Here is a 12,600-nt window from a genome sequence, read left to right as displayed (position 1 = left end):
TGCCGGAGCCTGAAAATCATGATTTCATTTATCCTGCGCCGTTTGGCGAGCGCCGTGCCGACATTGTTCATCGTCGTCACGATTTCGTTTTTCCTGATGCGTTTCGCACCGGGCGGTCCGTTCAACCTCGAGCGGCCCCTGCCCCCGCAAACAATGGAAAACCTGATGAGAACCTATCATCTGGATGAGCCATTGTGGCGCCAGTATCTCATCTATCTCGGCAACGCCGCCACCGGCGATTTCGGTCCGAGCTACATCTACAAGGACAACACCGTCGCCCAGTTGATCGGCAAAGGCCTGCCCTATTCGCTGGAGCTCGGTTGCTATGCTCTTTTGCTGGCGTTGGTCGGCGGCATTCTTGCCGGCACCTTTGCCGCACTCAGGCAGAATAGCACTTTCGATTTCTCCATCATGTCCATCTCGACCATCGGCATCACCGTGCCGAATTTCGTCGTCGCACCTGTCCTCACGCTTATCTTCGCCGTCTTGCTGGGGCTTCTGCCCGCAGGTAGCTGGGGTGATGGGTCGCTACGCTATCTCATTCTTCCGATGATCGCGCTCGCCTTGCCGCAGCTCGCGGTCATCGCGCGTCTGACGCGCGGTGCAATGATCGAGGCTCTGCGCATGGACCATATCCGCACCGCCAGGGCCTATGGCCTCCCGGCTCGCAGCGTCGTGGTGATTTACGCCATGCGCGCGGCGATGCTGCCGGTCGTTTCATATCTTGCGCCTTGCGCCGCAGCGCTGCTGACGGGCTCGGCGGTCATCGAGACGATCTTCACCATTCCCGGTGTCGGCCGCTACTTCGTTCTTGGCGCCATCAATCGTGACTACACGCTGGTCATGGGAACGGTCGTTCTCATCGCCATTTTCGTCATCCTGTTCAATCTCGTGGTCGATATTCTCTACGGCCTGCTCGATCCGAGGGTCAGACATGACTGATATCTCCGGCAATATCGCCCCTCAGCCATCGGTGAAAAGCCGAAGCCTGTTCCAGCTTGCAGCCCTGCGTTTCAGACGAAACAAGGCCGCCATGGCTGGCTCCATCATGCTTGTGCTGATCACACTTTTCTCGTTTATCGGCCCGCATTTCCTTTCACACACCTATGATCAGGTGTTTTCGTCCTACGTCTCCGTCGCGCCAAGCCTCGAGCCGCGCCCGGACGTGAACAACCTCCAGAGCGTCATGGAAGGTGTGGCAGGCCGTGCGCGCGTCGAACTGAAGGAGTTTGCCGTCGAAGGGCAGACCTTCACGGCAACGGTTACCTCCAGCAGCCCGATTGACCCGCGCACGACACGTTATTTCGACCGCGCCAACGAATTCGAAAACACGAAAGTCGTTGCTACGGAAGATGATGGTCGAACGCTGAAGTTGGAAGGCGATGTCAATCGCGAATACTTCTTCTTCGGTACAGATTCAAACGGTCGCGACATGCTGGCTCGCGTAATGCTGGGCGGCCAGATCTCCATTGCCGTCGGCGTTCTCGCCAGCCTCGTTTCGCTCGGCATCGGCGTGCTTTACGGCGCTACGGCGGGTTACATCGGCGGGCGGGTCGACAATGTAATGATGCGTTTCGTCGAGATCCTCTATTCGCTGCCCTTCGTCTTCCTGGTCGTGGTTCTCGTGGTTTTCTTCGGGCGTAGCTTCATCCTGATCTTCCTTGTCATTGGCGCAGTGGAGTGGCTGGATATGGCGCGTATCGTGCGTGGCCAGACGCTTGCCTTGAAACGGCGGGAATTTGTGGCGGCAGCTCAGGCCTTGGGTTTGAGCGACTGGCAGATCATCCGCCGTCACATCATCCCCAACACCATCGGTCCCGTGGTCGTGTTCGTGACGGTCGTTGTCCCGAAGGTCATACTTCTTGAAAGCTTTCTCTCCTTCCTGGGGCTTGGTGTTCAGGCACCACTCACGAGTTGGGGTGCGCTCATTTCCGAAGGCGCCAACAATATTCAGTCGGCCCCGTGGCTGCTGATATTCCCGGCAATCTTCTTCGTGCTGACGCTTTTTTCGCTGAACTTCGTAGGCGACGGATTGCGTGATGCACTCGATCCCAAGGATCGTTGACATGAATACGACATCTGAAAACATTCTCACCGTCCGCAATCTCAAGGTCGATTTCACTACGCCAGACGGCACCGTCAACGCCGTCAAAGGTGTCGATCTCCACGTAAAGCAGGGTGAAACGCTCGCTGTCGTCGGGGAATCCGGCTCCGGCAAAAGCCAGACCATGATGGGCATCATGGGCCTCTTGTCTTCCAACGGCGTCATTCAAGGCTCGGCGCAATATCGTGGACGCGAGTTGGTAGGCTTGCCGGTCAACGAGCTGAACAAAATCCGTGGCGCGAAAATCACCATGATTTTCCAGGAGCCGATGACCTCGCTCGATCCGCTTTACAGGATCGGCGCGCAGATCGCCGAGCCAATCGTCCATCACCGGGGCGGCAGCAAGAAGGAAGCGAGGGCACGCGTTCTCGAACTCCTGAAACTTGTCGGTATTCCGGACCCGGAGCGGCGCATCGACAGCTACCCGCATGAGCTTTCAGGCGGCCAGCGCCAACGCGTCATGATCGCCATGGCGCTGGCAAACGAGCCGGATATTCTGATCGCGGATGAGCCAACCACCGCGCTCGACGTGACAATCCAGGCGCAGATCCTCGATCTTCTGAAGTCGTTGCAGCAGCGCTTCGGCATGGCCGTGGTGCTGATAACGCACGATCTCGGTGTCGTCAGGCATTTTGCCGATCGTGTTGCGGTTATGCGCCGAGGCGAGATCGTTGAAACCGGTCCGACGGAAGAGATCTTCGAGCGCCCGCAGGCGGACTATACGAGGATGCTTCTCGATGCCGAACCCAGCGGCCACAAGCCGCCGGTCGGCAAAGAAGCGCCGGTCGTTCTCGCTGGCCAGAACGTCACGATCGATTATGTGATCCCGGGCGCCTTCCTGTCGAAGTCACGGGCTTTCAGGGCCGTGGACGGCGTTAATGTCAGCCTTCATCAAGGGCAGACCATCGGCATCGTCGGTGAATCCGGATCAGGCAAGTCCACGCTCGGTCGCGCGCTTCTGCGCCTTGTCACTGCAGAGGGCCGCATTTTCTTCGGCAAGACGGAAATCACCGGACTTGGCCGAACGGCAATGAGGCCATTGCGGCGGCAGCTGCAGCTTGTGTTCCAGGATCCGTATGGATCTCTTTCGCCAAGGCAGACTGTTGGAGAGATCATCACTGAGGGTCTCTTTGTGCACGACCCACAGCTCAGCCGCGCGCAGCGCGACGAGCGAGCAATAGAAGCGCTGAAAGAAGTCGGCCTCGATCCCGCCGCCCGCAACCGCTACCCGCACGAGTTTTCAGGCGGGCAACGTCAGCGTATCGCAATTGCCCGCGCGATCATCCTCAAACCAGATGTCGTCATTCTCGATGAACCTACATCGGCGCTGGACCGATCCATTCAAGGACAAGTTATCGACCTCTTGCGTAATTTGCAGAAAACGCACAACCTTTCCTACATCTTCATCAGCCACGACCTCTCTGTCATCAAGGCCATTTCGGATTATGTCATCGTGATGAGAAACGGGAAGATTGTCGAAGAGGGAGAAACGGACGCGATATTCGAGCGGCCGGCGGCTGAATATACCAAAACACTGATCAAATCCGCGTTTTCGGCCGAAGTAACATCATAGATTACAGCCCGGCACTGCCGGGCTTTTTCTGGCGCCGTTACAAAAGATCCGGTTTGTGGAGGAGGTCGTTATTTAGAGGCCATGGCGGCCTTCCTCTCCTGTTCAATCCCGACCATATCGCCACGTAGCAAGCAGGTTCGATGATGTGCGAAAGCTGGTACCCGTCACAGGACTAAGCGACTTCCAAATTCATAACGAAATCCGCGGTTTCATGGGCATGAATGCGGGTAAAACGTATCAGCTCGTCGAAGTGACGTTGCATCTTACGGATGGCTTCAGCGTTGTTGAGCACAAGATACATGGCGCCGACGAAAAGTGCTGCCCGTTGCGAACCGAAGATCGTATAGGGCACGGAAAAGCGTTCTTTTTCATTGAACAGAAACAGCCGGAATGATGGGTATAGCTCGCTGATAAGTCCCGACATATGTTTGAGTTGTTCGGCACGTGTCTCGCGGTCCAAACCGCTCCACATACCGCGCCCCTGCGCAAAAGCTTCCAGCGTTTCGAGCGGCATGCAAACTTCCATGTCGGTACCAGGCTGGCGATTATAATCGAGTCGAAACGCCGTTTCGCTGGCCTGCGCCATCACACTCTGATGCGCGCCCATGGCCTCGAAAGCGATGATCTCGGGTGTGCGAAGCAGATCGGGAATGCGTGCCGGAACATAACGGATTTTGGTGCCTGCAGCTTCCGCATGCCACTTCATCAACAGCGTATCCGTATAATCAGCACCGCCCTCCTCGATCTCGAAACTTGGCCGCAATTCCCCCATCAACCCCTGATCATGGGAAAGACCGAGTAGCCAGTCGAGCGAGACGGAATGTCGCTCGGCGATATTCAGCAGCGTCTCCACACGCGGAAGCCGCGCCGAATCACCGGAAAGCAATTGCGAAAGTGCTGATCGATCAATGCCAATAGCGGCGGCAAAAGACGCTTGGTTGTCTTCTGACCTGTTCACCAGCTGGATCAGGCGTGCACGAAACAATTCTGCGAGCGCGCGTTTGTCCATAATTCACCCGTTTGTTTATAATTATCACCATAATGCTTAAACTGTTATCAAAATCAACAGTTGGTCACCATAAACCCGTTGTGGCTGGCTGAGACTGATGCGACCCTACGGTGACAGGGGCATCAAGAGTATGAAATGACAGACATATTGGCAAAGAAGACGGCGCGGCTGACTGGCGTGCGCCGCAGAAGAACGCGTGACCGAATTGAATGGCCAACAGTCTCGCTGTTGGCGGTCTGTTACGGTCTCTGGATTTTCGCGGGATATTTTCTGTATCCGATGTTTCCAATCGTTTCTCTGGTGCTCATGGGCATTGCAGTTGCCCTGCACTCCTCGCTCCAGCACGAGGTTCTACATGGGCACCCCACGCGCAATGCACGACTGAACGAAGCTATGGTCTTTCTGCCGCTCGGGATTTTCTACCCCTATCGCAGTTACAAGCGCACGCATCTGCAACACCATGCAGACGAGCGTCTGACCGACCCATTCGACGATCCGGAAAGCTATTACCGGGCTATGGGCGACTGGCAAAAGATGCCGTCGTTCCTCAAGGTCCTGCTGGGATGGAACAATACGTTCATCGGGCGTCTGGTCATCGGCCCTCCGCTGATGGTTGTTGGTTTCACGATATCCGAATGGCGCAAGATCGCGCAGGGTGATCGGAGGGTGATCTATGCCTGGACCCTGCATCTGGCCGGACTTGTTCCGACACTGCTGGTCATATCCCTGATTTTCGGCGTTCCAATCTGGCTCTATGTTAGTGTGGCGGCCTATCTGGGCATATCCATCATTGCCATTCGCTCCTATTGCGAACATCAATGGTCCGAACAGCCGGATGGGAGAACGATCATTGTTGAAAACTCCATCCTTGCTCCACTGTTTCTCTATAACAACCTGCATTTCGTGCATCACAAAATGCCGACAGCCGCCTGGTATAAATTGCCCTCCCTCTACAGCGAGAGGCGGGCGGAGTGGCAGAAGATGAATGACGGATATGTGTTCAGCAATTATTTCGAGGTGTTCCGCGCTTTCGCCTTCAAGGCCAAGGAACCGGTAGCGCATCCTGTCTTGCGACGGGACGAGCAAGTTTTAATCGCGTCACCCGTCGTGCCTGCCGCTCTGATTTTTTCTGACAATGCGATGCAGGAACAAGACGTGAGACTGGAAATTCCATCGTGACATGGATCGCGGCACTGCCAATGTATGACTGGCCCGAACTGCGCAATGAGACGGACAGGCTGTGGGCCGATATGCGCACCCGTTTTTTAGCAGAGGGTATCGACGCTCCCAAAGGCCTCACCAGACGCAACGGCGATATGCCGGCGGTTCCGGGAGGTATTCGTGGAAAGGACGGCGCCATCATTGCCGCAGACCCTGCCACGCTCGATCCCGATGCATTGGATCTTGCGGTGCTCTGGCGGCATCCGGCTCTGCTGATATCCGGCACCTGCTGGGGCCCAATGGAGTTTGGCCTGCAGGATCATGTGCAGGTGATTGGACAGAGCGATTATAATGGCATCAAGGGTGGTGCAGGCGAGTTCTATTCCAGCGCCATCATTGCCCGCATAGCAGACGGTGGAGAGGGTGCTGAACCTTCGAAAACCGGTGAGGCCGCTTTGCCGAAAGGATTTCTTAGCGGGAAAATACTGGCATTCAACGAGCACAAGTCATTATCCGGCTATCTCAGCTTGAAACGCGATCTGGAAGCAGAAGGCGCGGGCCTCGATCTGTTTGAAAATTGTCTCGAAACCGGTGCGCACCGCGCTTCCGTCATCGCAGTGGCCGAGGGCCGGGCGGACATTGCCGCGATCGACTGCAAATCCTGGATGCTTGCGCAACGGCATGAACCGGCCGCCCGGAGCCTTCACGTTATCGGCTGGACTGCACGGCGCAAAGGCCTGCCCTTCATCCGCGCCAAGGGTATCGATCTGCCTTTCACCATGTAAGGCACGAGCCTTACGGCTTTCAATCACATATCCGGTGGCGAGAAATCACGCAGGAGCAGCCTTGCCTTTTCCATGTCCGCAGACAGGGGCCGGTCATCCGAATAGGGCTGGAGGTGCTCGCGAAGCAGATTGTAGACCGCATTTGTTCCGGCTGCCCGCCCGGCAACATTTTCCAGGAAATCATGGGCCTGCACCCCGGCCATCCATTCGATGGCCAGAATATATTCTGCATTGTCGAGAACCGCGAGCAGCTTGTTGGCGGCTGCCGTGGGATGAGAGAGGAAATCCTCCTGTAATCCCGATGTCAGCCCTCCATCTGTGGAGGCAGGCGCGGAAAGACGTCTGCTATCGCCGACAAGGGCTACGGCCGTATATTGCGCGATCATGAAACCTGAATGGCTTCCGGCATCGGTCGCCAGAAATGGCGGCAGACCACTCACCAGAGGATTGACCAGCCTGTCGATACGGCGCTCGCTCATGGACGCAATCTGTGCAATGGCGATGGCGAGACTGTCTGCCGCCTGCCCCAATGCCGGGGCAACGGCATGGGCCTCCGACGAGACGATGGGCTGCTCGGGCGTGCCAAGGATCGCGGGATTGTCGGTGACGGAGGCGAGCTCTCGGTCAACGATGGAGGCGCAGGCATCGAAGATGTCGCGTGCAGCACCATGCGCATGCGGCACGGCACGCAGGCTTAGCGCGTCCTGTGTCCGCCTGCCATGAGCGGCGGCAACCAGCCCACTGCCTTCAAGCCGGGATCGCAGAGCGGCCCCGACGGCCGCGATTCCCGTCGAGGGACGCAGCGCGAGAACCGTCTCGTCAAAAGCGTCGATCTGGCAGCCTGCTGCTTCAAGCGTCAGCGCCGCTATGGCATCGGCCCAATCTAGCAGGTGATTGGCCCGCGCGAGTGCCATGCAGGAAAGACCGGTCGCACAGGCTGTACCATTGACGAGGCTCAGCCCTTCCTTGGCACCCAGCACAATGGGTTGAAGTCCCATTGCCGCCAGGGCATCTCGTCCACTCATAACGCGCCCGCCGAGCCGGGCCTGGCCCTCTCCGATCAGAACAAGCGCAACATGCGCGTTGTGCACCAGATAGCCCGCCGATCCGCAGGACGGCACGTCGGGAATACAATCCTGTTCCAGAAACGTCGACAGATGCGAGACGATCTCGCGTCGGACACCGGAGTGCCCATGGGCGAAATTGGCGATCTGCGCCGCCATGATTGCCCGAACTTCGCGAGGATCCAACAACGGGCCGACACCGCAGGCATGGCTGAGAATAATGGAGCGCGACAGCCGACCCTGCGCGGTGCGATCCACCACAGTGTCCGACAGTGCACCGACCCCGGTATTGATGCCATAGGCACGCACACCGCTTTCGACGATGCTGTCAACGATCTGGCTCGCCCGGTCAATCCGCAGATAGGCCGCGTCTGACACACGCAGTGCCTCGCCCTTGCCGATATGGGCCACATCGCGCCAACTCAATCCATCATCCAGTAGAACAGTCATGACGTTTTCCTATGATGCAGAAACGGCTGCGAGGAGCGGGAATTTTCCATCTTGAATACTGCCGGCGTTGGCCCGTGTCTCAATTACTGCTGTAAAGACGATAGCGGCTGCCGGGATAAAGGAGGCGGACAGAAGACACGATCCCCTTTGTCGACCATGTGCGACGACGCACGAGCAGGCATGGTTCCGTCTTGGAAATCGCCAGCAGCTTGCATTCCCAGGGCTGTGCGCTGACCGCCTCGATATGCTGCTCGGCTTTCACGATCGGTGCCACTCGCGTGAGATAACCGTTGGGTGTTACGAGGTTGAAATCCTGTTTGATGTAATCGGGCGCGCAGTCCGAATTGACGAAACGATCCTCGATTTGCATCGGCACGCCGTCTTCCGCATGCACAATGATCGAGTGCGCAGCAAGGCTGCCAGCCGGAACAGCGAGCGCTTCGGCAAGATCTGGATCGCAGGTTTCGATTTGAAGAAGTATGACCCGCGCGCTGTGAACACCGCCGTTGCGTGTTATTTCTTCGGCAATGTTGGGTACGCTCTGGAACTGCGATGTGCGCTTCTTGGACGCAACGAACGAACCTTTGCCGCGTACACGCACCACAAGCCCTTCGTCGGCCAGCTCACGCAAAGCGCGGTTGGCCGTCATACGGCTGACACCGAGAATATCGACCAGTTCGTTTTCCGATGGAACACGTTGACCGATCTTCCACTCACCCGCCTCGACGCGACTGCGGACATAGTCCTTCAGCTTTACATAGAGTGGTGAACTCTGGTCTTCGGTGCCCTGCGCGTCATGAGCGTTCTCAGATATCGGTGACATCACTTCCCGGAAAATCTTTCTGTCGTGATCCATAGCTATGACGTCACCAATACGCAGGGTTGTCGGCAAAGGGAGGGGCAATGCCACGCCCTTTGCCGATGGATTCAGTTCAATTTGTGTTCGGCCAGCCAGTCGCCCGCCACGACATCGAAACTGTCGTGATTGGCCAGACGACCGTTCATAACGACGAGATCTTTCGTCGTCAGGGCGGCAGAAACAGCATCGAGAGTGCTTGTCACAACGTCGCTAGCTTTCGGTGTGGCAATCACTGGTACGATGTTCTGGGCGGGAAAGAGGTTCTTGACGTCTTCAAGCACGATGAGATCGTTTGCAGCGATGGCCGGATCGGTCGAGAACAGGTTTGCAGCATGGACCTGACCGTTGATGAGTGCCGAAAGGGTCAGCGGGCCACCGACGTCAAGCGATTTGAACGACTGGAACTCGAGGCCATAAAGTTCCTTCAGACCGATAATGCCTTCCTTGCGCGTTTTCCATTCCGGTGGACCGCCAAGTACGAGCTGCGAGGCTACGGGTGCGAGATCGGCAATCGTCTTCAGCTTGTATTTGTCAGCGGTCGCGCGCGTCACAGCCACGCTATCGGAATCCTGTGCTGCGGAGGGTGTCAGCATCGAGACGCCTTTCGGCAGAGCCGCCTTGAGCGCTGCGGCCACATCGCTTGGCGAATGGGCCGTGGCGTTCTTGTCGAGATAGCTCAGCGTCGCACCAGCATACTCCGGCAACAGATCGATTGATCCGTCCAGCAACGCAGGGATATAGACTTCGCGGCTACCGATGCTCAACTTCGTTTCGACGGCAACACCCTTGGCGGCAAGGGCCTTGGCGTAGATCGTCGCCAGAAGCTGGCTTTCGGGGAAGTCGGCGGAACCGACGATGATTGTCGTCGTATCGGTTCGCGGAGTGGCTGGCGCGGCCAGCGGATTGCTTTGCGCCAATGCCGAAGCAGCGGAAAGTGCCATGAGCGCAAATGCGCTGGCGGCAGTGATGATCCTGAATGCCATGCGAGCTTCTCCTTTATGTTGAAACAGTCGTGGAATAGAAAACCCGGTTATTTTAGAACCTCTAACGCTTCGCTCGACGCGTCAGGCCTGGTGATACGGTGACCCTCGATATGACGCCGATGATCAGATCCACGGTCAGGGCCAACGCACCGACGAGAACGGCACCTGCGGCCATCTGATAATAATCGTTCTGCGCCCGCCCATCGATGATCAGGCGACCGAGACCACCAAGAGAAACATAAGCGGCGATAGTTGCGGTCGAGATGATCTGAAGCGTGGCGCTGCGCAGACCGGAAAAGATCAATGGCAGAGCGCAGGGCAGTTCCACATCGAACAGAATATCGAGCGGACGTTTCCCCATGCCTCTTGCAGCATCCACCGCAGCGGGATCCACCGCCGCGATACCGGCGTAACTGCCAGTCATGATCGGCGGCACGGCCAGAAGCACGAGCACGATAAGGCTGGGTACGATAAAAGCCATATCGGATGCGAAAACGGGGCCAAAAACAATCACAAGAAGTGCGATCAGGCCGAGGCTTGGAAGGGAGCGCAGCGCATTTGCAAGACCCGCGATGAAGACGACACCGCGTCCCGTGTGTCCCACATAAAGCCCAACCGGCAAGCCAATCAGACAGGCGAGGAAAAGGGCCGCAAAGCTATAAGCCAGATGCTGACCGACGAGAACGATGACACCATCACTCCCTGTCCAGTGAGCTGGATCGCTAAACCATTCTATCATCGCGCCGCACTCCCAGGCTGCCACGGCGTCAGGCGGCGTGAAATGAGCAGAACAAGCCCGTCCAGCAAGGCTGCGAGAAGCACGCAGAGTACGATGCCTGCTATAATCGGCGTCAGGAACCGCAGCTGAAGCCCCTGCGTGAAGAGCAGACCAAGTTGCGGCGTTCCAACCAGTGCCGCTACGGAAACGATGCTGACATTGGAAACCACGGCCACACGCAATCCGGCGGCAATCACAGGGACCGCGAGCGGTAGCTCCACCACCACCAGACGCGCAACCTGTCTGTAGCCCATGGCATTGGCCGCCTGGAGGACGTCTGGCGAAACCGATTCCAAACCATCGTTCACTGTTCGCACCAGAAGCGCCAACGCGTAGATCGTCAGCGCGACGACGACGTTTAGCGGATCGAGTATACGGGTGCCGAGCACCAGCGGCAGCAGGACGAACAGCGCAAGCGACGGAATTGTGTAAAGAAGTCCGGCAACCCCCAGCAGGGTCGACCGGAATAAACCGGCCCGCTGCGCAATCCAACCGAGCGGCAGGGCAAGAAGCAGGCCGATCACCACCGGGATGACCGAAAGGCCTAGATGCCAGATGAAAAGCTCGAAAATCCGCCCGGATTCCCGGTAGAGCCAATCAAACCTCATGGCTGACCTCCGAAGCGACCGACCCGCGCGGCTTCGATGGCTTTGGCGACATCAGAGAGTGTGACGGTGCCGACAAGCTGGCCCGTTGACCCTACGATGACCCCGCGGCCGGAGGGCGAACTCAACGCTGCATCGAGCACATGGCGCAAACTGCTGCCTTCCGCCGCCAGCGTGCCACTGAGATTGAGATCTCCCTCACGCAGTGGCTGCCTGAGACCTTGCGCATCGGCCCATCCAATGGGACGATGTTCGGCGTCAGTCACCAGAACCCAGCGATCCGTTGCAACGCCACGAAGGCTGTCCGGTGTTGCGCCGAGCAAGGCTGTCGGCTCCGCACCGAGAGGGACTGCTTCGTCAAATTCTGCAAAACTCAGGAAGCGATACCCTCTGTCCCGGCCGATAAAGTCCGCCACGAAGGCATCTGCCGGGCGCGCCAGCAATTCCTCTGGAGTGGCGATCTGCGCAAGCGTTCCGCCGGCACGCAAAACAGCAACCTGATCGCCAAGCTTCAACGCCTCGTCTATATCATGGGTCACCATGATGATGGTCTTGCCAATCTCACGCTGCAAGCGAAGAAATTCGTCCTGCAACTGTGTGCGAACGACGGGATCGACAGCACTGAAGGGTTCGTCCATCAGCATGAATTTGGGATCGGAAGCGAGTGCACGCGCAACACCGACGCGTTGCTGCTGGCCACCCGAAAGCTGCCACGGATAGCGATCGGCAAAGGCGGCGGTTAGCCCTACACGCTCAAGCAACTCATGCGCCGTGCGCAGTGCTTTTTCCTTCGGCGATCCGTTTAGCCGCGCAGTGGTCGCAATGTTCTGAACAACGGTGCGATGGGGGAAAAGCCCGGCATGCTGGATGACATAACCGATACGACGACGCAGCAGTGCCACGTCCATGCCATCTGTCGGTTCGCCGTCAAGAAGGATCGAACCGGACGATTGTACGATCAACCTGTTGATCATCCGCAAGGATGTGGTTTTGCCGCAACCCGAAGGGCCGACGAACACGGTCAGCTTGCCGTTTGGCGCCGTCAGGGACAAACCGTTTACGGCAGTAGCCGCGCCCGCATATTGCTTGGTGACGTTGTCGAAGACGATCATGCAAATCTCTCCTGCGCTCTGTCTGCGCCTTCAGGCTCGGCAACTGTGATGACTGCCTAGGTTGTCTATACAAGCACGCAAATAGCGTATCCGCAAGATAGATCGATGAAAATATCC

General features: G+C 57.6%; 12 protein-coding genes. 5 read left to right on the top strand and 7 right to left on the bottom strand.

Going from position 1 to position 12,600, the window contains the following annotated elements:
- Positions 1-18 precede the first annotated feature (18 nt).
- The 3 genes from oppB to T18_RS20620 are packed head-to-tail and all read left to right on the top strand — an operon-like array spanning position 19 to position 3,677.
- Positions 19-942, top strand: a complete 924-nt coding sequence (gene oppB, locus T18_RS20630; RefSeq protein WP_038494793.1) for an oligopeptide ABC transporter permease OppB — start codon at positions 19-21, stop codon at positions 940-942.
- Positions 935-2,065, top strand: a complete 1,131-nt coding sequence (locus T18_RS20625; protein ID WP_003518322.1) for an ABC transporter permease — start codon at positions 935-937, stop codon at positions 2,063-2,065. The genes oppB and T18_RS20625 overlap by 8 nt, the downstream gene beginning before the upstream one ends.
- Position 2,066: 1 nt before the next feature.
- Entirely contained in the window at positions 2,067-3,677 is a 1,611-nt protein-coding gene (locus tag T18_RS20620) for an ABC transporter ATP-binding protein (RefSeq protein ID WP_038494790.1), read from the top strand.
- Between the two features lie 172 nt (positions 3,678-3,849).
- Here the strand turns inward: T18_RS20620 and T18_RS20615 are convergent, their stop codons facing one another.
- Positions 3,850-4,686 carry a helix-turn-helix domain-containing protein gene (locus T18_RS20615; protein WP_003518324.1) on the bottom strand — a complete coding sequence of 279 codons (837 nt, stop codon included), beginning with the start codon at positions 4,684-4,686 and terminating at the stop codon, positions 3,850-3,852.
- Between the two features lie 135 nt (positions 4,687-4,821).
- On the opposite strand from T18_RS20615, the gene T18_RS20610 reads away from it, so the two are divergent.
- Positions 4,822-5,865, top strand: coding sequence for a fatty acid desaturase (locus T18_RS20610; RefSeq protein WP_003518325.1), 1,044 nt, complete (start codon positions 4,822-4,824; stop codon positions 5,863-5,865).
- Between the two features lie 20 nt (positions 5,866-5,885).
- Positions 5,886-6,632, top strand: coding sequence for a phosphate/phosphite/phosphonate ABC transporter substrate-binding protein (locus tag T18_RS20605; RefSeq protein WP_035252707.1), 747 nt, complete (start codon positions 5,886-5,888; stop codon positions 6,630-6,632).
- Positions 6,633-6,655: 23 nt separating this feature from the next.
- On the opposite strand, the gene T18_RS20600 is transcribed toward T18_RS20605, so the two are convergent.
- The 6 genes from T18_RS20600 to T18_RS20575 all read right to left on the bottom strand — a co-directional run bounded on the left by T18_RS20600 (position 6,656) and on the right by T18_RS20575 (position 12,483).
- Positions 6,656-8,146, bottom strand: coding sequence for an HAL/PAL/TAL family ammonia-lyase (locus T18_RS20600; RefSeq protein WP_038494788.1), 1,491 nt, complete (start codon positions 8,144-8,146; stop codon positions 6,656-6,658).
- A gap of 79 nt (positions 8,147-8,225) precedes the next feature.
- Positions 8,226-8,969, bottom strand: a complete 744-nt coding sequence (gene hutC, locus T18_RS20595; RefSeq protein ID WP_035252724.1) for a histidine utilization repressor — start codon at positions 8,967-8,969, stop codon at positions 8,226-8,228.
- 104 nt (positions 8,970-9,073) lie between these two features.
- The gene (locus T18_RS20590) at positions 9,074-9,988 is read right to left on the bottom strand and encodes an ABC transporter substrate-binding protein (RefSeq protein WP_038494785.1); all 915 of its coding nucleotides are present in this window, start codon (positions 9,986-9,988) and stop codon (positions 9,074-9,076) included.
- 61 nt (positions 9,989-10,049) lie between these two features.
- A complete protein-coding gene (locus T18_RS20585; RefSeq protein WP_003518330.1) occupies positions 10,050-10,727 on the bottom strand; it encodes an ABC transporter permease in 678 nt (225 codons plus the stop codon).
- Complete coding sequence (locus T18_RS20580; RefSeq protein WP_003518331.1) at positions 10,724-11,374, bottom strand: ABC transporter permease; 651 nt, start codon at positions 11,372-11,374, stop codon at positions 10,724-10,726. The genes T18_RS20585 and T18_RS20580 overlap by 4 nt, the downstream gene beginning before the upstream one ends.
- Positions 11,371-12,483 carry an ABC transporter ATP-binding protein gene (locus T18_RS20575; RefSeq protein ID WP_038494782.1) on the bottom strand — a complete coding sequence of 371 codons (1,113 nt, stop codon included), beginning with the start codon at positions 12,481-12,483 and terminating at the stop codon, positions 11,371-11,373. Before T18_RS20575 ends, T18_RS20580 begins: the two co-directional genes overlap by 4 nt.
- Positions 12,484-12,600: the final 117 nt, after the last annotated feature.

Origin of the sequence: Rhizobium sp. TBD182 (assembly GCF_001950375.1) — a bacterium.
GTDB classification, from domain to species: domain Bacteria; phylum Pseudomonadota; class Alphaproteobacteria; order Rhizobiales; family Rhizobiaceae; genus Agrobacterium; species Agrobacterium tumefaciens.
Note: the sequence above shows the minus strand (reverse complement) of the source record. Positions and strands in the feature narration are given on the sequence as shown.